Origin of the sequence: Streptococcus oralis subsp. dentisani (genome assembly GCF_007475365.1) — a bacterium.
GTDB classification, from domain to species: Bacteria; Bacillota; Bacilli; order Lactobacillales; family Streptococcaceae; genus Streptococcus; species Streptococcus mitis_AX.
Genome location: NZ_CP034442.1, coordinates 539,949 through 562,385 on the forward strand (window position 1 = coordinate 539,949; position 22,437 = coordinate 562,385).

At 36.3% G+C, this 22,437-nt stretch carries 16 protein-coding genes and 3 pseudogenes; 1 reads left to right on the forward strand and 18 read right to left on the reverse strand.

Features of this window, described 5'->3' with window-relative positions; genetic code table 11:
* Positions 1–163: 163 nt before the first annotated feature.
* The 3 genes and pseudogenes from EJF26_RS02835 to EJF26_RS02845 all read right to left on the reverse strand — a co-directional run.
* On the reverse strand, positions 164–6,223 hold the full coding sequence (locus tag EJF26_RS02835) for a leucine-rich repeat protein (RefSeq protein WP_143888987.1): 6,060 nt from the start codon (positions 6,221–6,223) through the stop codon (positions 164–166).
* A 476-nt stretch (positions 6,224–6,699) separates the two neighbouring features.
* Positions 6,700–7,176 (reverse strand): annotated as a pseudogene (locus EJF26_RS02840) (transposase family protein); the annotation flags it as partial.
* Positions 7,175–8,200 (reverse strand): annotated as a pseudogene (locus EJF26_RS02845) (IS256 family transposase); the annotation flags it as partial. The pseudogenes EJF26_RS02840 and EJF26_RS02845, both read right to left, overlap by 2 nt.
* A gap of 128 nt (positions 8,201–8,328) precedes the next feature.
* Here EJF26_RS02845 and EJF26_RS09755 point away from each other — a divergent pair.
* Positions 8,329–8,562, forward strand: a complete 234-nt coding sequence (locus tag EJF26_RS09755) for a hypothetical protein (RefSeq protein WP_176605670.1) — start codon at positions 8,329–8,331, stop codon at positions 8,560–8,562.
* On the opposite strand, the gene EJF26_RS02855 is transcribed toward EJF26_RS09755, so the two are convergent.
* From EJF26_RS02855 to EJF26_RS02925, 15 genes and pseudogenes are all read right to left on the reverse strand, one after another.
* A complete protein-coding gene (locus EJF26_RS02855) occupies positions 8,547–11,360 on the reverse strand; it encodes a phage tail tip lysozyme (RefSeq protein ID WP_000653452.1) in 2,814 nt (937 codons plus the stop codon). The two genes, EJF26_RS09755 and EJF26_RS02855, sit on opposite strands and share 16 nt — an antisense overlap.
* A gap of 11 nt (positions 11,361–11,371) precedes the next feature.
* Positions 11,372–13,729 (reverse strand): annotated as a pseudogene (locus tag EJF26_RS02860) (VirB4-like conjugal transfer ATPase, CD1110 family).
* The gene (locus EJF26_RS02865; RefSeq protein ID WP_001097585.1) at positions 13,680–14,039 is read right to left on the reverse strand and encodes a PrgI family protein; all 360 of its coding nucleotides are present in this window, start codon (positions 14,037–14,039) and stop codon (positions 13,680–13,682) included. Before EJF26_RS02865 ends, EJF26_RS02860 begins: the two are co-directional and overlap by 50 nt.
* Before the next feature lie 53 nt (positions 14,040–14,092).
* The gene (locus EJF26_RS02870; RefSeq protein WP_001054258.1) at positions 14,093–14,947 is read right to left on the reverse strand and encodes a VirB6/TrbL-like conjugal transfer protein, CD1112 family; all 855 of its coding nucleotides are present in this window, start codon (positions 14,945–14,947) and stop codon (positions 14,093–14,095) included.
* 16 nt (positions 14,948–14,963) lie between these two features.
* Positions 14,964–15,206, reverse strand: a complete 243-nt coding sequence (locus tag EJF26_RS02875; RefSeq protein ID WP_000627866.1) for a hypothetical protein — start codon at positions 15,204–15,206, stop codon at positions 14,964–14,966.
* Positions 15,207–15,226: 20 nt separating this feature from the next.
* A complete protein-coding gene (locus EJF26_RS02880) occupies positions 15,227–17,104 on the reverse strand; it encodes a VirD4-like conjugal transfer protein, CD1115 family (protein WP_004246150.1) in 1,878 nt (625 codons plus the stop codon).
* Positions 17,104–17,592 (reverse strand): hypothetical protein, encoded by a 489-nt coding sequence (locus tag EJF26_RS02885; RefSeq protein WP_000093677.1) that lies wholly within the window; start codon positions 17,590–17,592, stop codon positions 17,104–17,106. The genes EJF26_RS02880 and EJF26_RS02885 overlap by 1 nt, the downstream gene beginning before the upstream one ends.
* On the reverse strand, positions 17,582–17,881 hold the full coding sequence (locus tag EJF26_RS02890) for a hypothetical protein (protein WP_000869753.1): 300 nt from the start codon (positions 17,879–17,881) through the stop codon (positions 17,582–17,584). Before EJF26_RS02890 ends, EJF26_RS02885 begins: the two co-directional genes overlap by 11 nt.
* Before the next feature lie 333 nt (positions 17,882–18,214).
* Positions 18,215–18,802 carry a CPBP family intramembrane glutamic endopeptidase gene (locus EJF26_RS02895; protein ID WP_000821297.1) on the reverse strand — a complete coding sequence of 196 codons (588 nt, stop codon included), beginning with the start codon at positions 18,800–18,802 and terminating at the stop codon, positions 18,215–18,217.
* 2 nt (positions 18,803–18,804) lie between these two features.
* Positions 18,805–19,038 carry a hypothetical protein gene (locus EJF26_RS02900; RefSeq protein ID WP_000840776.1) on the reverse strand — a complete coding sequence of 78 codons (234 nt, stop codon included), beginning with the start codon at positions 19,036–19,038 and terminating at the stop codon, positions 18,805–18,807.
* Positions 19,039–19,050: 12 nt separating this feature from the next.
* Positions 19,051–19,431 carry a thioredoxin domain-containing protein gene (locus EJF26_RS02905; protein WP_000566547.1) on the reverse strand — a complete coding sequence of 127 codons (381 nt, stop codon included), beginning with the start codon at positions 19,429–19,431 and terminating at the stop codon, positions 19,051–19,053.
* On the reverse strand, positions 19,424–19,873 hold the full coding sequence (locus EJF26_RS02910) for a hypothetical protein (protein ID WP_000645895.1): 450 nt from the start codon (positions 19,871–19,873) through the stop codon (positions 19,424–19,426). Before EJF26_RS02910 ends, EJF26_RS02905 begins: the two co-directional genes overlap by 8 nt.
* Complete coding sequence (dcm, locus tag EJF26_RS02915) at positions 19,857–21,215, reverse strand: DNA (cytosine-5-)-methyltransferase (RefSeq protein ID WP_000668586.1); 1,359 nt, start codon at positions 21,213–21,215, stop codon at positions 19,857–19,859. The genes EJF26_RS02910 and dcm overlap by 17 nt, the downstream gene beginning before the upstream one ends.
* A gap of 99 nt (positions 21,216–21,314) precedes the next feature.
* Complete coding sequence (locus tag EJF26_RS02920; RefSeq protein ID WP_000822773.1) at positions 21,315–22,094, reverse strand: replication initiator protein A; 780 nt, start codon at positions 22,092–22,094, stop codon at positions 21,315–21,317.
* Positions 22,091–22,264, reverse strand: a complete 174-nt coding sequence (locus EJF26_RS02925) for a hypothetical protein (protein ID WP_000159609.1) — start codon at positions 22,262–22,264, stop codon at positions 22,091–22,093. The genes EJF26_RS02920 and EJF26_RS02925 overlap by 4 nt, the downstream gene beginning before the upstream one ends.
* Between the last annotated feature and the right edge of the window lie 173 nt (positions 22,265–22,437).

A 22,437-nucleotide genomic window follows, 5' to 3' on the forward strand; every position in this document is an offset into this window, starting at 1 on the left:
TTCACTCCAATCCTACCAAATATTCCTTGAAAGAAGTATCACAACAATTTTCTAAGTTCTCTTAATATCGAAAAAGCCCCCAGAAGAATATCACTTCTGAGAACTTTCTCATTAGTCTTAATGTGGAATAATTCTTGAAGTTGAGTTAATCCATCACTAATAACTAGTTTTTTATATTTTTCTTTCTCTTATTTGAGATTATTCCAAAATGAGCCGTTGCTAAAGCAATAATACCTGCCAACTCAAAACCATAACTATATTCACTACTTGTATTTGGTAAATAACCCTTAGTTCTTATGGTTGTTTCTTTTGACGAAAGAGGTTCAGAAGACGATTGATTCATCACTACTGGCTCTAACTTAGTATTTATCGCAATAGAAACCCCTGGATGCTCTTTCGTAATATTATTACGTTCGATTCTATTAACCTCAATTGGTGCAACATCGGGAACTTGTGATACCCATTTTGTACCTCGATAAACCTTCTTAGCTTGCGGTTCAATACGTGATAATTCTCTTTCTGTACTTAATTGCAACTCACTATTTACATAAATGTCTGTGATTTCTATTAAAACTTTTCCGTTTATTGCTGCAACTTCTCGAACTTTACCTGCATCGAGACTTGAATCATCAACATATTCAATCTTATCTGTCTTAAGAACTCGACTTTCTTGACGAACCTTAGTTTCAATAATAGCCTCTGGTTTATTATTCTCCATTGGTGCAACATCTGGGACGTGAGATACCTGTTTTGTTCCTCGATAAACCTTCTTAGCTTGCGGTTCAATACGTGATAATTCTCTTTCTGTACTTGATTGCAACTCACCATTTACATATACGTCTGTGATTTCTACTAAAACTTTTCCGTTTATTGCTGCAACTTCTCGAACTTTGCCTGCATCGAGACTTGAATCATCAACATATTCAATCTTATCTGTCTTAAGAACTCGACTTTCTTGACGAACCTTAGTTTCAATAATAGCCTCTGGTTTATTATTCTCCATTGGTGCAACATCTGGGACGTGAGATACCTGTTTTGTTCCTCGATAAACCTTCTTAGCTTGCGGTTCAATACGTGATAATTCTTTTTCTGTACTTGATTGCAACTCACCATTTACATATACGTCTGTGATTTCTACTAAAACTTTTCCGTTTATTGCTGCAACTTCTCGAACTTTGCCTGCATCGAGACTTGAATCATCAACATATTCAATCTTATCTGTCTTAAGAACTCGACTTTCTTGACGAACCTTAGTTTCAATAATAGCCTCTGGTTTATTATTCTCCATTGGTGCAACATCTGGGACGTGAGATACCTGTTTTGTTCCTCGATAAACCTTCTTAGCTTGCGGTTCAATACGTGATAATTCTTTTTCTGTACTTGATTGCAACTCACCATTTACATATACGTCTGTGATTTCTACTAAAACTTTTCCGTTTATTGCTGCAACTTCTCGAACTTTGCCTGCATCGAGACTTGAATCATCAACATATTCAATCTTATCTGTCTTAAGAACTCGACTTTCTTGACGAACCTTAGAAGTCATTTGTTTTTCTGTCAATTTATTTTGAATCAAATAAACCCCTAAAGTTGACGTGGTTAAGGAAATGTTTTTGTCCTTTTCATTCCAATTAAATGGTACCTCCTCAAAAGTCGACTTATCTTTTACATAATGTAACACCTTATAAGGTTTTTGACCTGAAATCACTGCTAGTTCAATTTCAGCGTCTTCAGATAAGGATACTACATTACCATCATCATCTAAAGCTTGAATTTCCATAAGAAGGTTATTATGATCCCCAACCTTTTCCAAGATATCAGCATTAGTAACTTCCTTTTTAACAACCTTGCCAATCACATTTACATCATTTCCAGAAACTGTCACCGTAACAACGTTATCATCATCACTTAGAATTTTTGTGTCCTTTTCCCACTTAGCATAAAGCACCTTGTCACCCGCTTTATCGAACAATGTATTAAAGAAAGGTTCACCTGAGAAATTATCATCTAAATACCATCCTGTAAAAACGTATCCTTTACGAACAGGATAAGGCAACTCCGTATCTACATCAGTTTGGTAACTCCTTGGAACATCTTCCTTTAATATGCCATCTCCAACTTTATAAGCTATCTTATAGGACAATGGTTTCAAGTTAAAGTGTACTTCTGTCTGAGGTGGCGGTACCGGTAGCCAATCAGACTCTGCAGACTCATATCCCTCTTTACTTACCTTGACTTTCCAGAAGCCTTCAGGCACATCCCAAGCATACTCACCATTAACTGTCGTCAGCAAAGGATTAAACTGCGAATACTCCCCTGCATCCCATAAAATCTCCTCACCATTCTCTCCTTGATAATAAAGATTAATTGTTGCTCCCGTTACTGGTTTCTTTGAAACATTATTTATTACTATTCCTGATGGGTCAACAACGAATTGAAAAGCTGGTATATTAAATGTGGTAAATCTAGATAGATTATTATGGGGTGTAGTGTATCTTACAGAAAATAAATTTGAGACATCAAATGAGTTAGAATAGGCTTTTGTGCCTATATCTTCTTCCTTTGTATTATTGGAAGGAGTTTTTACCTTCCAGTTAGTTAATGTTGGAGCACCAATTTTTAAATCATCAATAATATTTTCATAAATTGACTCAGGGAGACCCGATACTGTAGGAATGCGTTCCCATTTCTCTAGCTTACCACCTATACCTCTAATAAAATTATAAAATGTTGCACCAAAATCATAAATTAGAGCACCTAAAGCTACGTGCTTACTATTAGAAGCAAGGCTAACCCCAATTGACAGTGTTGAAGCATTAATAAAATTATTTTTCTCTCTTTTGATAGTTTGAAGTGCATTATATTTGTAATTTCCTTGAATTACTAGTTTAGGATTTTCTAAAAGTTGTTCGAGTAATTCTAACATGGACCACTTCATCACAAAAGTTCCTAATTCTTGATAAAGCCCTATATTATTTACTACCTTTTCTAAACCAGGAACTTTTGCGAATTCATCTTTAATAGCTTTATTTCCAAGTTGTTTATCCACAATACCATCAAACACACTGTCACTAACGGTAGAAAGATCTTTTGAAAGACCTGCATACTTTCTAAAAATTAATTCTGGTATTTTGAATAATTCTTCGAGTGCAAATTTTGCAGGACTGAAAAATTGATTCAGATTAATGTTTCCTGCTCCTTCCAACAATAAAGCATAAAATAGATTTAATATAGGTTCCCCCTTGGTTCCTTCAGCAGACCTAAATCCTAAATTATTTTCTTCCTCTTTAACTAAAATTGAAGATGTTTTAGGTTGAGATTCCGAATTGTTTTGAATATTATCAAACAATTCTTTTAATATATCTATTGATATTTCTTCTGTTAATACAACCTTCTGTGTTTCCCTATTGATAATTCGAGTAACAAACTTATCTCGGTTTAACTCGTCAATTATTTTATATTTTTCTTTAAAATCACTGCTTAAATAGTCAATCTTTTTACCCTCTAATTCAATTAGAATAGAGGGGATGCGTTTTTCCTTATTAATAATCTGAAGTTCTAATTTTCCAGGAACATAAGAAGTATTTTTTTCATCAAAATAGCCATGATAAATATATTTTTTTAAATTTTCATCATAATAAAGCTGAACATACTTTTTGATTCCCTCTCTGACACTTACCAAATAAATATTTTCTATCTGTTCAGTATTTGTATACTCAACTTCAAAATCAAATTTTCCACCAGGTCTAAAACTGATGACTGGAACTTTGTCTTGGTTCTCTTTCAAATTATAAGTGTAGCCATTATGACGCATGATAAAGTTCACTAACTCAGGATAATTTTTCTCATAGCGAACTGTTGTTGTCTCACTGATTTCTCGACCATCTGATGATAAAGCCTTCACTTTGATTGTATATTCTTTGTTGTCTACAGGAGTGACTAGAGGTACATCAAAGGTGTAACTTCCATCTTTCTTGATCTTGACTTGACCGACAACCATATCATCAAGATAAGCAATTAGCTGGTCATTAGGGTCGGCTATTCCACTAATACGAGAGTAACTCCTTGACGTTACCTGATTAGCTGTTAGTGTTAAGACAGGTATATTAACATTGATAGCTCCAATATTTTCGGATACTTTTTTTCTATCTTTTTGATAGGAAAACTGTGCAAATAAACGAACATTAGTGAGTTCTCTATTTTCTGTCATCAGCATTAACTTAATCTTACCTATCTCTTCTGAAACAGGAATATCAAGATAACCATTAGAAACTGTTGCCGTTACATCTTGGCCATTTACTCGTATTTTACTTTCAAAAACTTTCGTTGTAGATGGTATATTGAGGTGAAGGACATACTTACCATCATCACTTGATTTATCTTTTTTTATAGCGTACTTTAGGTCTAGACCTAAATATCCTTGTCGACGAGTACCTGTTGTCGTTGTCAGATAGTAAGAATTGCTGCTGTCTAATACTTTACTGTCATCATTTGCTACATTTTCATCACGAAGTTTAAAGTTAAGTTGTTTTTCAATCATATATTCTAAAGCAAAAGAATCCAGATAAACATGGTATTCTACGCTTTCAGAAGGTGTATTCCAAGACTGAACGAAAGCTGTCAAACTTTTTGGAAGATACACAGACTTCAGTGTTGGAATATTGGCTAAAGTGTAATCATCAAGATAAGTCACACCTTCTGGGATCTCAATTGTTTCAAGCTTGGTGTTTCGAAAAGCTCCACTACCGATTACTTGCAAACCATAAGGTAAATTAATTACCTCAAGTGGCGTACTATTAAAGGCATAAGAGCCAATTTCCCTAACACTAGAAGGAACCGACATATTTGTCAACTGTGTCCCACTAAAAGCAGAATCGCCTATCTTCGTTAACGTTTTTGGTAATACTACTTCCTTCAAACTAGAACCTGAAAAGGCATCTGCCCCTATTTCAGTAACACCCTCTGGAATCACTAGTTTTTCAATTCCTGTTCCAGAAAACAATCCTCCTGGAATTGTCTTCCAATTTCCACGAAGCACTACTTCCTTGAGATTCTTCTGTCCATAGAATGGTGAACTAGTTGATTGCAACTCTGATGGCAAGCTAACTTTAGTAAGAGTTTTGAAATCGTTATAATAGTCAGTGCCAAAGGAATTAGCACCTAACTTAGTAACACTGTCTGGAATATAAAGTTCTGTAATTCTTGTATTACGGAAAGCTTCGTAACCTATTTCAGTGACTGTCTTAGGAATTGTGATACTCGAAATTCCTGAATCTTTAAAAAGACCGTCAGCTATCTTAGTTATGCCTTCTTCAAAATGAATTGTCTTGAGATGTTGTGAACCCTCAAAAGCTCTGTAAGCATTACTCAAATTCTTTGGAATAACAACACTGCTTAAACTATCAATAGATCCAAAAGCCCCACTTCCTATAGTTGTGACACTTGTTGGAAGAGTGATGTCTTTCAACTGTGTCCCACTAAAAGCAGAACTTCCTATCTGTGTTAGCGTACTTGGTAATACTACTTCCTTCAAACTAGAACCTGAAAAAGCTGAAGAACCTATTTCGGTGACTCTATAATTAGAAATTCTTTGAGGAATAATCAGTTTTTTAATTGTTTCTTTTCGCTTGATATCAGTAATTGTCACTTCTTGATTGTGTATATCGTAAATTAAATTATCACCACTTTCCTCCTCATTATTACTATTAGTAGAATGTTCTACTAGTGTTTCAGAGTGGCTTTTAACTTCAGCTGCTGCCCCCTCTGAAGTTGATGCATGCTTTGGATCTTCCGATAAAGTTGAGGGCACTAGTGTTTCAGAGCTGTCGGTTGACTTAGTTGGTGCGACTTCAGAAAGACTAGCCAATACTGAGGTTGAGGTCTCTGTAGTCGCCACATCACTTTTGACTAAAGAAACAGTTGACGATTCACTCATCAAATATTCTGGTGTGGTTTTGGCACTTGAATCAACGTGTCCTGTAGATGGTAAAGTAGCTACTTCATGCCCTCGATTATTTGTTCCTAAATTTTCACTACTTAAAGGAGAGGGGGAGTCCGTTAAATTAAATTTATTACTATCTGATACCTCAATCGGGTATGTTTGAGTATCATCTGCAAAAACCACTGTATTCCCGATTGTCATACACGCACCAATTAATACCATACCCGCAACAGTTACCCATTGCCCTGTTCTGCGTTTTCTTAGTTTTAAAACTTCCTTCATTTAAATATCTCCTATTGCAATAATATCTTTCAAGTTACTCTTTGACTGTCTTTTTGATTATCAAATTATTTATTCTTCGTAAAATCTTTCTTAATACTCCTTTCCAGAAAAGTCTGTGCTATACAAAGTAAAGGTTAAACCATTTCTCAAAAAACTCTATTCAAATATGGTAGGACAATTAATTTTTGTCATCACCTAAACTAATACTTATACGTTGAAGTAGAACGTGACTAAATTGTTCTCAAACTTTTCATTATTTACAAATAAAATCAATCCTATTTTTGAAAGGCCGTAAAATTATGAAATATCTACAAATTACACTGTACGGCTGAAATAATCTGATAATTTACACCTCTTTAGTATTTTAACATAATTCTACTTTTTAAAAAGAAGATTTTTATGAAAATCCGTTTTTAGCAAACGTTTACATTTTTTTTGGCTACGCCTTTTAATGCTTTATTAGACTTTCTGCGAAACTAGAATCCTAGTTCACGGTTGATAATTCCAGCAATCAAATTCATTCGTAATCCAAAGCGTTTACGTCGATTTCGATAGGTTGTTGAAAACATTTTAAACGTTTTTACTTTGGCAAAAATATTCTCAACCTTGATACTCTCTTTAGATAGCACATGATTATAGGATTTATCTTAAAGAGTTAGTGGCTTAAGTTTGCTTGATTTCCTCGGAGTTTGCGCTTGTGAATACATCTTCATGATCCCTTGATAACCACTGTCTGACAAGATTTTACCAGCTTGTCCGATATTTCTGCGACTCATTTTGAACAACTTCATATCGTGGCAAATAGTTCACTGCAATATTCAAAGAAACATTTCTCCCTTGGCTTGTGACAATCGCCTGAGCCTTCATAGCATGACATTTCTTTTTACCAGAATAATTGGCTAGTTGATTTTTTTAGGACGATTGATTTTTACCTCTGTTGCATCCACAATCACGTTTGATTTCTTTGTTGAGAGACTCAATTAGGTTTGTCGAATAAATGCTGTGCCAAATCTTGTAGGGAAACTGATAAAAAGTTAAAAGATTATCCGTATTCTCCAGACTTTCCATTATTTTCTTATACTTTGGTTTCCATTCAGCGATAAAGTCCTCCAAAGCTTGTACTGCCATTTCTAAATTTTCAGCACGATAAATCATTTTAAATTGCTCCAGAATAACTGCCCGATCAGATCGCTTCACCTTACTAGCCAAATTTCGACTAATATGAATTAAGCAACGTTGTTGTTTAGCTAACGGGTAAGCCTGACTGATCATCTGCTCAAGCCCCTTGAAACCATTAGTCACTACAAGAGAAACCTGTTGGATTCCTTGGTTTTGAAGCTTGTCTAACAGGTTGGACCAAGAAGCATTGTTTTCATTTGGGGCGATTTCATATCCAAGAACAGCCTTCTGTCCTTCTGGTGTAATGCCAAGTGCGATATGAATACATTCTTTACTAACGGTTCCACGTCTTAATGGAAGATAGGTTCCGTCAAGGAATAAAACAGAGTAGTTAGCTTCTAAGCTTCTCTCATGAAAAGTAGCGACATTCTCCTGAGTTGCTTTTGAGATATTAGAAATTGTGGTAGGACTATAGTGATGACCATACATTTGCTCGATGATATCACTAATTTCTCGAGTCGTTACACCGGTTTGATAGAGTTTGATAACCATCTTTTCCAAGTGGTCATCTCGACGTCCATAAGCAGGGATCAAAGCTGGACTAAAGTTTCCATTACGATCTCTTGGAATGCTCAACTGAACAGTCCCATATTTGGTTTCAAATTTCCGTGAATAGGTTCCATTACGACTATTCCCAGAATTATAGCCTACTTTATCGTAAGGTTCATACTCTAAAAAGGCTGATAACTCTGCTTGAAGCAGGTCATTCATAGCTGTTTCAAGAGAAGAACGAAAAAATTCATCAATATCTTGCTTTTTGGCTAGGAAGTTAAGCAATTCTGTGGTAAACTGTGTCATTGGAATAAATCTCTTTCTAGTAATGTGTTGCAACTCTACTATAACGGATTTATTCCTTTTTGTGTTTACACAACTTATTTTACACTACCAAATTTTTTCAAGTAAACTATTGTAATAATAAAAAATAGATGACTTACAGAACCTGTAAGCCACCTAGTCAGTCGGTTTATTCTGGTGTCTGCCACCGCTTGGCCCTTACGTCCAAGATTGCTATCGGATTTCGTTCTGGTGTCCGCCACCGCTTGGCCCTTATGTACAAGATTACTATCAGATTGACCATGAGCCGACTACTCATTTATAGACATATTGTATCTTTAAATAGCTTCAATTTCAAGTGTAAACTCTTCTATTTGGTCGTATAGGCAAAACTAATGGCACTATCTGCTTGCGAGATTTTTCTAAAGGTATAGTTAGGATTGCCACCATAGTTGGTTTCAGAAACTAGAAAAGAACCATCATCATAGACCTTCTCTACAAAAGCCACATGACCATAGTCTGCTGGTGTGCCATGTGTACCTCCTACAAAAGAAACAATAGCACCTACTCTTGGTATAGAGCCCGTTTCCCCACCAAGACTTGAAGCTGTCGCAACCCAGTCCTGACCATTTCCCATGGTATTAATGATTGAAATCTTCTCTCCATTACTTCCTTTTAATTTTAAGCCTAATTGATTCATACGAGCCGCAACACCCCATGTACATTGTCCATAGGCATAGGCCATACCATCTCCACCACCAGGAACAGAATGATCATACAAGTCCCCACGAACCCCTTCAAGGGATTGCGGGTCACTTTTTGCCTGTCCTCCATTTGTTTGGCTGAAGCCTTTTTTAATTTGGTAATACCATTCCGTTGCTCTAGTTTGTCTTTCCAGTAGTTTGTCACCAGAATTTCCCTCCCAATAGGTGAGGAAGAGTTGGGCGAGATTGGCTGCACTGCCCGTATTTCCAAAGAAATCCTTTAACCAACTTTGATAGTAAGGACTATCCCCGTGAAGCATAAAATCAAGTTGGAGGTCTAAATCATACCATTTCTTATTTTGGGTGCGTGCATAATTTAACAAGGCTGTATGACGTGTTGACCCATCTGCAGTATCTGTCCATTGCCCTAAACCTAGACCTCTATGAAGAATATTAGGATAAGCACCACTATAAATGGCTGGACCTCCAATCGCTAACCAGCTTTCATCATCCCATGAGGAATCGGTAGCGCCAACAGGAGGAGATAAATAATCTCCTTCAGCTCGTTTAGGATTGATAGAAGACTCTACCGACCAATTTCCTAAAATAGCCGCAATGGCTTGGGGGCTTGCCCCTTGAGATTTCAAAAACTCATAAATATGTTTCGCTCGTTCAAACTCATCACCACCAAACTGACCAATGGCAGGTAAGATAGTTGTCTGAAGTTGAATGACTTTTGGAAAATAAAATTGCGGATTGACGTACACCAATTTTTCTTTCTTGTTCTTATACTTTTGATAGGAAACTTTCAAACCTGTATCGTCTGGTGTTTCACCAATAACATCACCCGTTAGGACTCTTGTCCCCTCAATCGCACGGCCATTATGAATAGAATACAAGGTCAATCGACTCTCATTCTCTCCTTTTCCGTTTGTGAGAATAACATTGTCGCCATCTAGAGATACAACTCCATCCATTGGTGCGACAATCGTTTGGTGAGCCTTCGATTCTAGTAGAATGTACTCCTGAAGAGTAGGCTTTCCGTCTAAATCATAGTATCCATAACGATAAGTCATGGTCAAATTATCTTCGTTACTTTTCCCCTCAAATGGATTGTCCAATTCCTGCATGGAAGCATACATACCCTCTTCTTTTAGTTCTTTTATTTCCTCTTGATCGTCTCTCGATAGTTTATACTTAGGAGTTTCATAGAGGTCTTGCATGGATTTCAAATCATCCCCATCGTTTAAATCATGCCACAAAGTAGACAGATAATCCTTGTAAGTTTTTGAACTAAATAAGTGAACTGGTTTGTGTAACTCATAGTCATGGAATTTAAAGTTCATATACCCCATCACATCATCAATTTTTGTGTAATAGGTAATTCCTTTGTCATTTGTTCGAGTATGTTCTGCATCTTCCCAAGTTAGGTGGGTATAAGCTTTTGTTAATTCAAATTCATCTTGTTGAATCAAACTAGCAGATGAAAATCCTAAAAAGAAGCTCATCATAAGTAAAAGAAGAAAGACTATTCCTCCAACTATCCAGGTTACAGGATTTCCAGCCGCAAATGTAAAGAAGGAAAAGGCTGCTTTTAGTTTTTGATAGATATTTCGGACACTTGTAAGACCTTGTTTCTTTAATTTTCGAAACCGATTTTTAAAGGAACTTGGATTATCTTTCGCTAGTTTCCATCCTTTTCCATCCTTAAAATGATGGTATCGCTCTTTTGTGTTGGTCAGTCTTTTCTTGGTAAAACGACCTGTTGCTTGCCCTGTTTTGACACTAGCTTTCCCAATGTTATAAGAAAGCCGACTGTAACGTTTCCCTTTTCTAATGGTCTCTTGAAGTGTGCGATAGCCTTCTAAATCTTCATTTTCTGAAGTTAACTCTCCACCTTCACGTCCAAGGACATAAAGAAAAGTTTTGGCTTTCCTACTGACTTTTTTGGACTTATAGGCTTGTTTAGTAGATTTTAAATTCTCTTTTGCGGCCTTGACTTCTTTCTTAGCTTTTAATTCTTCTAAACTCTTCCCTTGAAAGAAAAAATTAGATTTATGTTTCGATTCCTGACCGTAGAGAAATTTTTGATTGGTTTTTCTTTCTTTACGACTCTCTTTTCTTTCTTCTTTTGATTGTGCCTTTGCTTTCTTAAATTGCTCCTTGGCTATTTTCAATCGTTTCCTAGCATGAGGCAACCGTCTGCCTCTTAATTCTTTGCGATTCAAAAGAGATGGGGGACTATTTTGAAGGATGTGATTGTAGTCTTCATTTGCTTGTTTTACTCTAGCCTTTGAAGCCTCTCTCATCTCCTCTAGATTTTGCTTTATCTCTTTTTTCCATGCTTTTTCATCCAGTACAGCGGAATCTTTTTTCTGTTTCCTCACCTCCTTCTTTTCTTGTTTCAAGAATTTCTTCTCATCTTTTAGACTTCTTCTAAATGCCTTTCGGGCACGTATGATTTCTCTTTTATCCTTCATTTACCTTCCCCTTAGTTAGAAGCCATTTTATCAGGATCCGTACTCATGATATCAAACAATTGAGTACCTTGAGGAATCTTATTTTTGAAGGGAACGACAACTGAACCAGCTTTTATTAGTCCAGCCCCTTTTTCTGGATTGACTAGGTATTTTTCAAGTTCTTTTGACAAGCCTAAGAGTTGAACCAGTTCTTCTCGGTCATTTTTTGCTTGCTTGAGGAGAATCATAAATTCACTATTTGCAATAATTCGTCTACCATTTGGATCTAACAATAAGGTTTCGACATTTTGAGTTATTCCAGTCGGACTGGCTCCATATTTTCTGACACGACTCCACAATTTAAAGAAGAAATCACTGGCATATTTATCTAATAAGAGAAGCTGCATTTCATCAAAATAAATCCAGGTCTTCTTCCCTAATTTTTGATTACGAACAACACGATTCCATATCTGATCAAACACTACCATAAGAGCGATTTGTTTCAGCTCATCTCCTAACTTTTTAACATTATAGATTAAGAAATTAGATCCTGTCTGAATATTGGTCTTATGAGAAAAAATATCAAGAGAACCTTCGACATACAGTTCCATATCAAGTGCCAAATTCTGCGCTTCTTCTTCTGGTTGTTGACTCAAGACAAAGACCCATTCTTTCAAAGAAGGCTCTTTAAATGACTGATAGGTGAGTCTCGTAACTCGGTCGATAATCGATTTTTCTCTTCCATCCATTTTCCTATCCAATAACTTGCCGATAAAGGATAAAAGAAATTCTGATTTTACCTTAACAGGATCCTCATCCATATTTTCCTCAGACAAGTCAAGTACATTGAGATAAGTCTGGGAGTCGGGCGCAATATCAATCATTTCTCCACCAAAAGCCCGTCCAATGACACTGTACTCTGCTTCTGGATCAACGATGATGATTTCGGTATTTTCACCAGATTCCTTGATTTTTGTCGTGATAATCTCATGCTTGGTTGCCATCCCTTTCCCAGCTCCAGATGTTCCTAAAATCAGACCAGACGGTGTATTTAATAGGCTGCGATCAATGGTAATAATATTGCTTGAGATTTGATTGATACCGTAATATTTTCCACTACGGTCTTGTAAGTCTACTGAAGTCCATGGAGAGTTCACTGCTATATTGGACGTTAATAAACTCCGTGATACTCCCTATAAAAAATCACAACCAAATGGCAGCAAACTATTAAAGGCTGCTTCTTGCATATATGGAAGTTTATCAATCATTAAGTCATTTGAGCCGGCCACTTGTTGGATAGTGTCTAGGGCTTGTTTAAGTTCTTCTTCATCCTGACCAAAGACACCAATCAAGAAGACTGTTTGAAATAGTTTATCTCCTGTCTCTGTCATGGTTTTTAAGAGTTCCTCAGCTTCATCGATATTGCTTTCTAAAACATGGCCTACTTTTTCCAAATAGATACCTGTACGAGCTAGTTTTTGTTGTTCCCCAATCTTTTGGGATTCCATCAAGGTTTTCTTTGTTCGTAGTTTCTTCATGGCATCTGCCTTAGTCGAACTTTGAGCATGGAGGCTCACAATCAATTCCAAATCTCCTTGCATGAGGTCTCTGATAAACTGATCTCCTAGTTCCATACCGTAGTCTCTGACATAGACAATCTGCAATAAGCGGTCATTGATTTGTAGATAATTCTTGTTTTTAAAATCCAAGAGGTTAGGAGCTATAAAGTGACGAGTTGTCTGACCCGATCTCGTTAAATCACGGTAAGAAAACGGAAGATGGTGTTCTCCTCTAAGCATATCTGCTAACAAGTTCACACGGTTTTCTCCAGCCAAGGATTCAAAGCGAGCATCAATTTCTGAGAAACCACTCTTGAAATATTCTCCAATTTGAGACAAGGAACGATAGGCTTGTTTGGGATTAGAATCCTTTCTACCAAAGGTAATCAGTTTCACAGCTGAAAAGTTATTTTCACCACTGTCTAAATTCTGATTCATCATCCGATTCAATTCTTTACGATAGCTATCATACCCATCTTCTTTTTCCTCATACAAAACACTTTGTCTAAACTTTTCTAAATTCAATCTTTTATTAAAGATGGTCAATTGGAAGTTGGTTTGGTCATCTAGGGAGTTAATCAAATCAGAATACTTCTCAATGATTGCCCCCTTATCTTCCAAACCAACGGTCTGATAATTGACATCACCAAGTAAGTAGCTTTGTGAGAAATAATCTTCTTTTACCTGCATCAGACCATTTTGATACAGGGCTTGATAGGAAAGAGTATTAGCCGTAGAGGGTAACACTTCCTCTTTTTTCCCTTTAACTTCTTCCTTTTTATTAGTCATTGAAGTTTTTTGTTTCTTTAATGTATTTGATTTTCTTTTCATGTTCAGGTCCTTTCTTTCCTGTAATTGTGCGTAGGGGAACCGTTAATTCAAAATGAAGACGGTATTTCAAATAATGTTCAAAATATAAATCATTGGGTTTATAGACTCCAAAAAGCATGAGGGGAATGGTAAAGGCAAACACAAAACCGTAAACAAACCAATCTCCAAATTGCGAGAAAAAGAGATTCAAGCCCAAAACAATAATTGTGACAATAAAGGCTGGTAAAACAAAGATGATTTGCCTTGTGGTGAAACCTAACCAAGCCCTGTGTTGGTATTTTGAAATGTCTTTAAAGACACGTGTATTCATGACTTTCCTTTCTAAAAAGGCTAAGAAGCAATCACTTCCTAGCCTTTATCTAATTACATACCTAAAATTGAGCGAGCCGTACGTTGAGAACCAACGAGGGCAATAATCAGTAAGATAGCTTGTATCAAACTACCAAACATAATCGCAAGTGATTGCAAGACTCCTGCACCATTTGAAACAGCTATTTTCCCAGCAGATTCAAACAAAGGAACAAGAGAGACAATCATAAAAATGAGAACCCCTTGTACCGCATAGACCATAATATTTTTTAAATAGCCAATACCAATAGACTTCCATTCATCGCTTAAAAATGTTGGAATCGTAAGAGGGGCAAATGGAATCATAAGGTAGAGCTGAATAAATCGAATGGATACCAAAAGATTGACCATGGCTGCACTTACTATCCGAACAAGCCAAATGAGGAGGGCGAAAAAGCCCACAATCATACGGCCAATAAATCCTGAACCTTTTAATCCAGAGATTGTATCATACTTTGCCCCACCGTGAGCCACAATCGAAGCCACTTGTTCAATGGCGTGACTCGCAATCCCGATGATGGCTTCTACAATTACGGTAGTGTTGGTAATTACAACTGCGACCATAATATAACTAATCAACATCGGCGCTAATGCTTCAAATGTCATCGCTCCTCCTGAGTTAGCAATTTTCTTTGCCATCTTCGAAAATTCTAAGATGAGAACAACTGATAAAATCGCAACTCCAAGAGGCTGCATGACACTTTTAGTAATACTAGACATATAAGTCCAAACGGTTGGATTGTAGCTAGATAGGGATTTAATCAGATCTACAGTAGATTGTAAATCCACATTAAATCCTTCAAATAAATTTTCAGCTGATATTTTTTCAGATGCAAGGTAAACAAAGGGTGAGACTAAACTAAGATTCATGTCATTGTTTATCCTCCTAAATTGAAATCTGGGTTACAAAGGCTCCAGCAGCCCCGACCATAACACCACCGACAATTTCAAGAATGGCATTCCGAACACCTGGTCCACCATCCTTAATGTTGGTTGCAAGATTGACAATCCCCACAACAACGAGAAAGGCACCAACCGCAATCAATCCCTTCTGCAACAAATACATAGCTTGTGCAAACATGGCACTTGCGTCTACTCCATAAACAAAACCTTTAAAATGCGTAATCATCTATTTCCTCTTTTCTATTTTTATTTTAAACTAGATTCAAAAGTTAAATCACGAATTCTAAGGCCTTCAAGATGATTTTCTTGTCTTTGATTCAAAGGATTGATCTGATAGTTCCACCACCGTTCATCGGTTTCTTGATTGGCTAGGTATTTCCAGTTTGGATGCTTAGTTGAATTGTACTTTTTGCTTTTAAAGACAGGCATATTAGCAATTCGAACCAGGCATTCATGCCGTTTCATATTTCCGACTTCATCAGGTGTCATTAAATCACGAGCAATCTTTTGATGAGAAAGGGATCCTGAACCTGTCTGGCCAAAGGAACGACTAGTATTTCGAACATCAATGGTTTGTTTACCGAGTAAGCCACTCATAAATTTAAAGGTATCTTCATCATTACCACCTAAGTAGACTAAGCTATCACAGTTCCCCAAAATGGTTTTCCAAGCTTCTTTTTCTTTATAGAGCCCTTGAAGTTGGGCAATATTTTGTAGAATAGGAACGAGACTCATATTTCGAGAACGGACTGTTGAGGTTTGTTCAGCAAAATCTGGGATTTCTCCGATATTTGCGAACTCATCTAAATAGACTCTCACATGAAGAGGCAATTGACCCTTAAAATCAATATCTGCTTGTCTTGTTAGGGTTTGAAATACGGTTGAAAAAAAGAGGGCTGAAAGAAAGCGAAAGGTACTATCGTTATCTGGGATAACTAAGTAAACCATTGATTTTTCCTTGCCCCATGTCTTCATATCAAGGGTATCTCTTTTGGTCAAATCCATGACACTTTGAATATTGAAGAGGGCAAATTTAGCAGTGGTTACAGCTATAACAGAATCCAAAGTCTTATCCTTATAATTTTGGAAATCTGCCCAATTTCGCATGGTAAAATTTTCAGTCCCATACTTTTTACCATAATTTTCAAATAGAATTTCTAAGACACTTTTTTCTTGATTTTCACCCTTGGATAAGTGTTTAATGAGTTTTGAGATTTCAGCAAAACTTGGATAACGCCCTCGTTTTTTTCGCTCTTCCACTTCTTTTTTTTGACATTTCAACAAGTTTTGGTATTCTGTTTGACTCAAACGACTCTCTTCAATGAGCTGTTCTCTTGTTTTAGGTGGGTTATAGAAATCGACCAAGTAGGAGGCTAAAGCTCGTACCAAAGTCATAGAAGCTTCGTCCCAAAATGGATCACTACGGGATCCAGAGCCTTTGGTGTTATTAAAATAAACTGTCAGCATGCGATTCAAATCATTTTCTGTCTCTATATAGCGAAAAGGATTGAAGCCATCTGAGTTCTTCATATTGACTAAATCTAACACCTTTACTTGGTAGCCATGTTCTAAAAAGAGTTTGCCTGTTTTCTCGGCCAAGTGATCTTTAGGATCCACGACAATATTTGAACTATTCATCTGAATCAGATTGGGTTTTACAAAGCGAAATGTCTTCCCACTTCCTGAACCTCCGATCACCGCAATATTCTTATTTCTATCATATTGAGGTGGTTTTTTATCTAATAATGTCAAACGAACATCTTGTGCTAAGATCGTATCATGAGAAAATTCCTTACCGTAAAAGAGCTTCTTTTCTTTTAGAGTTCCAAAACGGGCGCTCCCGTATTCTACCCCTTCTCGGTATTGTTTTTTACCAGTCTCTAGATAGAGATAAACCAGTAACATCATCACAAAACCTAGTAGAAAAAAAGCACTTGATTTTCCAGTAAAAGAAACATTCCATGGCGACTGAAGAACTTCATCTTGACCTTCCATCAGAAGATGAGTCCATTTATCTAAGGTATTTCCAGTATAGGAATCATACAAAAGCGTCAAACGATGAAAAAGATAGCCTAGTAAGATACCTAACAGTGAGAATAGTAGGAATTTCTTTCCACTGTACATCATCTCACCATCTCTTTCTGTTTGACGGCTCCTTCTTGTCTAAAGGTAATTTGGGATTTAGCCTCATCAATTGCATCGTCTAATGACTTATCCATGGTAAAATCAGCTAATTTCTCTGGATCATTAACCATTTTTTCTAACAGATGGTCTAAATGATTGTCTAGAATCGAACGGTCTTTCGTGTAGAAATGCAGAGAATCCCCTTGCCAAGCAATGGCTAAAGGAATCTCTTCTTTTTCTAAAAAAGCTTTAAATTTCTCTATATCAATTGGTTTGTCTAAAAAATCTTTTTTCAGATTAATCGTATCAATCGAATAAGGAGATTGTAGCAATTCTTCTAATTTCTGTACTCCTATCTTATAAGCGGAATCCTGTGCTAAAGCCTGACGTCTAGACCATTCTAGAATCTTTAAGAGACTTTTTACAGTAAATAAAAGACTACGCTCAGCATATTGAACTGCCATTCGTTCCTGTTGTTCAGAGGACATCTGATGCCTCCTTCTTCACAAATAGCAGCTTTCCCTCTTTATAACGATAAGCTATCAATTTCTGACGTTGCTTAATCGACTTGACAACCTGCAGTAGATCTCTCGAATAAGGTTCTCGAAGAGTAACTTCTACTGCTTTCCCATCAAAGATACCAACACGTTTAAATTCAATGTAGTCTTTTTTGAGATGTCCTAAGCCCATACCAAAAGGAAAGTGATGAATCAATTGGATGGTACAACCACCTTTATTTCCCATTTGTTTCAAATCATACAAGTTTACTACCTTCATGATTAACTCCTTTATCTAGTTTGTCGCATCGTTTAAGTCTGGTAACGATAAACTCCGTGTCTGTTAGAAAATTCTCACACACGTCTTGTGCCAGTTGCCCTTCACAGGGAAATACTCTCAGTCCCTACTTACACAGGCACGCTAATCAAGACGGAGTGGATTCAATTTTCAAAGAACAGGTAGCTTTATTATAGATAAGAGTAGTTGAAATTTTTATCACATTTCTTATTTTTCTGTCGAGCTAAATTCATATTAACCAAAGACTTTGAAATAAAATACTAACATTGTTACATAATGTTAGTATTTCATTTCCCTAAAACAAACTAATTTGGTCTAAAAAAGCAGCAAACTATAAACTAGTAGGTTCCACACCAAATGTAGCCCCATACTTCCCAAAAAATCAGATTTATAGCGTACCATCCCTAAAAACATCCCAAGTGAAACATACAAAAACCAAGCTAGAATGGTTCCTGGATGATGTGCTAAGGCAAATAAAACACTTGTCAAAGCAATTCTGATATCTAATTTTCTGACTAAGTTCCATAAAATTTCTCGATACAGAAATTCTTCAACCATACTTGCATTGATTAAGAACAATAAAAATGAAAACCAAGGAACTTGATGTTGAAGCCCAATTAAGTTTACTTGATTCGTGGTTCCTTGAGCATGAATCAGACTAAAACATAGACTTATAATCAGTAGACTAACGAATCCAATACCAAGCCACTTTATCCTAATTTTCATATTGACCTTGACCACTTGTTTTCGTTGACCATACATCCATAAAAAAGAAATGAGCGACCCACAATAGAGAACCTGTAGTATAGTTAACTCACCGATACAAAGAAATTTCAGTAAGTATAAAGATACCAATAGGACATTTACTTGTTGGAATATATAAACTGGAATTATTCTTTTCATAGTTACCTCCGAAATAAATCTTCATAATCTAAATCTAATACCTGCACAATCCTTTCTACCCATGGACTTTGAGGCATTCGTTGTTCCATCTTATAGTGGCGAATCTTTTGATACAAACGATTCAATTCACTTGGATAGTGAAACTCTCCCGCAAACATTTTTCTGGTTAACTCAATCCAGCTGATATTTCTTTCAGCCAAAATAATGGACAAGTTCTCCCAAAATCGTTCAGCCATATTGCTTCTCCTTTAACTTGATAAATAATGTGTTTGTTCCATGTAAATCAATTGTTTCGTATCTCTAGGTAATAAAGCTCTGGCCTCCTCTAGATTCAGATTTGGATAAACTCGCTTATTTGAAACCGCAAGAGGAAGCCTGATGGTTAGTTCAGGATTTTTTAATATCATTTCAATGAAATCCGTTAATCTTAGATTGTCACGGTTCTTAAATCGTAATAAATTGGGAGATAAAAATTCAAAACAATCTGAAGAATAGCTCATCATCTCAATTAATTTGTCCTTTGTCATTTCAGAAACTGAATGACAAGATACCTCGATGCCATAGTTTTGGAAGAAGTCTAAAAGAAGTTGATTTCTTTGGCTATTTTTACTTAGATAGAGATCAATCATGGGAAACCTCCCAAAGATTCGGTTCTATTTGATATTCTGAAACGATTAAGGAATCTAATAAATTTGCGAAGTTAATCGGTTGCTTGTCTTCATCATAAGCTTTTACAGTTACTTGGGTTGTAAGTATTACCTCTTTTCCCTCGGCTCGATAGCCTTGTCCATATAAAACAAAAACAAGATTTTGATGATCATCTACAAAGGCATCAACCCCATTCTTTATGCCTTGACTTTCAAGGAATTCCATAATGTTTTGAAGATAGGATTCGTAAAATAGTGGGTAATTATGTTTTTCATGGTAATCATCTAAAAATGTCACCTCAAACTCACATGGATAATTGGGCATCAAAAATATTTGTTCATCCAGCTGTCTGATTTCTGCATCATGTAATTCTGTTTCTAATTCATCACAATCTAGTATTGATTCTTTATTTAATGCTTTCATCTTTTTCCTCTATTTCTTTTAATTTCTTTGCGATTGCAGCAATCACAGGAACGGTTACACTATTACCAGCTTGTTTATAGAGCTGACTATTACTAGAGACTTTTCTAGCAGCTTCAAAAGCCCAATCAGGAAACCCTTGCAAGCGAAAACACTCTTTAGGAGTGATTCGTCGAATTCTCAGACGGTAAAATTGTCCATCTATCAAGACACCGGCTACATGATAAACTTGTTTATCTTTTCCTTCATAGCTAGCCACTACTACTCCCATTTGACCACTAGTTGTTAACGTATTCGCTATACCTTTTCCAACTCTACCACGACGATACTGAGAACTTGGTCTTTCTAAATTGATTGAATCCCCAATCTCTGCTTGTGCATACCCTTTTTTCGTTGCTTCCCGAACTTTTAAAAATTGGATTGATTCTGGAATCAGTATTTTGGGAATTTTATCTCCACCTTGCATCGTAGTCAATGTTGGAGATAAGCCCTCACTTCCATAGACACGACCAGTTTCCTTAAAGCTAGTCGGTAAATCTCCAACAACAACAATACCATGACGATCCTGAGTATTTAAAGTAAACATCGGCTCTTGGTTTTCCTTAAAGCGTCTACCATTTTGTCTTTTTTCTAATCTATCTGGTGTCATACAAGGAATCGCAACTTTAAATCCTTCTCCTTTTCCACGAACTAAGGTTGGCGCAAGACCTTCTGAACAATAAACTTTACCGCTCATTCCTCTTTTTGATGGATTCAAATTTCCTAGTGCTTTTAAAGTCTCAGAGTTAGTTGCTTGACCTTCTCGTCTGAAAGGAAATAAGAGTCTGGTACATTTCTTTCTAGAATGTCCGATAATAAACACCCTCTCTCTGTTTTGGGGAACGCCAAAATCCTTACTGTTAAGCACCTGCCACTCAACATCAAACCCCAACTCATCAAGTGTGGTAAGAATTGTGGTGAACGTCCGTCCCTTATCGTGATTGAGTAGGCCTTTAACATTTTCAAGAAAAAGAAAACGTGGTTGGATTTGTTTGGCCGCCCGAGCAATTTCAAAGAACAAAGTTCCTCTAGTATCATCAAATCCCAATCGTCTTCCTGCGATTGAAAATGCTTGACAAGGGAATCCCCCACAGATGATATCGACTTTCCCTCTAAGTTTTTTAAATTCGTCATCTGAAACATCTCGTATGTCATGAAATTCGATTTCTCCTTCCGTTTGAAAAATGGACTTATAAGATTCTCTAGCAAATTTATCAATCTCACAAAATCCAATACACTCGTGTCCGACACTTTCCATTCCAAGTCGAAATCCACCTATACCTGAAAATAAATCAATAAATTTCATTCCTTGATTACTCCTTTCTGATCTACTATCAATGTCCAAAGTGTCACACCACTTGAAATGATAATGAGCATAACTAATATCCACTCGATTGGCGACATTTTAACCACCTCCTTTTCTAACACGATTATTCCAAACAGAATACAAGCCGTTAAATACAAATTCAGCAAGCACTTCCGCACGTCTAACAAAGTGAACATTGTCAAGAGCATACTGATAGATTCTCTCAAAATCAGTCATAGCAATTTCACTAGCTGTTTCAGAAAAACCTTCTCGTCTAAATTGATCTTGTACCAATCCCCAAATATAATCTCGATCATATTTTGTGACCTTTTCTACTTTTCTTTTCAAGATAGGTTGAGTATTCCTATCCTCCTCATCCTCAATAAATAAAGAATCAGTCTCACTATATTTAGTCTCACTAACTTCAGTCTCACTAGGGGCTGAATATGAGACGGGGGACGTTTCATTTTCAACCTGCCCTAGTCTTTTTTTAACACTAGGCCTGTTTGAATTACCTACTGGGGTAGAAGACAATTCCCCTAAATAAATCTTATTAGCAAGTCTCCCTTTCTCACTTGAAGACTGTTGAACTTCATCAATTAAGTCATATTCTTTAAGAGTTTTTTTGATGGACAGTAATTTTGACTTCGAACAACCTAACAGCCTCATCAGTTTAGAATTAGAAAATACTAAATAGACTGCTCCTTCTTCATCTATCCAACCACGACTGAGAGATAATTCTAAACGATCTTTTAAAATAGAATAAGCCACCTTTACTTCTAGTTTCATATCCATATATTTCTCATCCTCAAAAAGAATTTTAGGTAATTTGTAATACCGTTCTGAAGTTTGGTATTGATTTGCGGTAATTCGTTTCATAGCGCGCCTCCAAGTTCTTTGAGTATTAAATCTCCACTTGATTCCAAGCGAACCAAGCCACTTTTTTCTAATTCAGCCATAAGAGAGATGGCTTCAACAATGTCAATTCTCATTTCACGTACTAAAAATGAAATGACAATATAGCGTGATGATTGTAGTTCTTTTGTCATTTTCCCTCCTGAAAATAAAAAAAGGAGAACAATATACAATTGTTCTCTCTTAAGATAAATATTTATTGTTGTATTCATTTTTCCGATACGCAAACGACATCTACAAATACATTTACATCTATGTGCCTTTTTAGGACTTTTTTAACGTCAAAATTGCCTTTATCTACAAATAC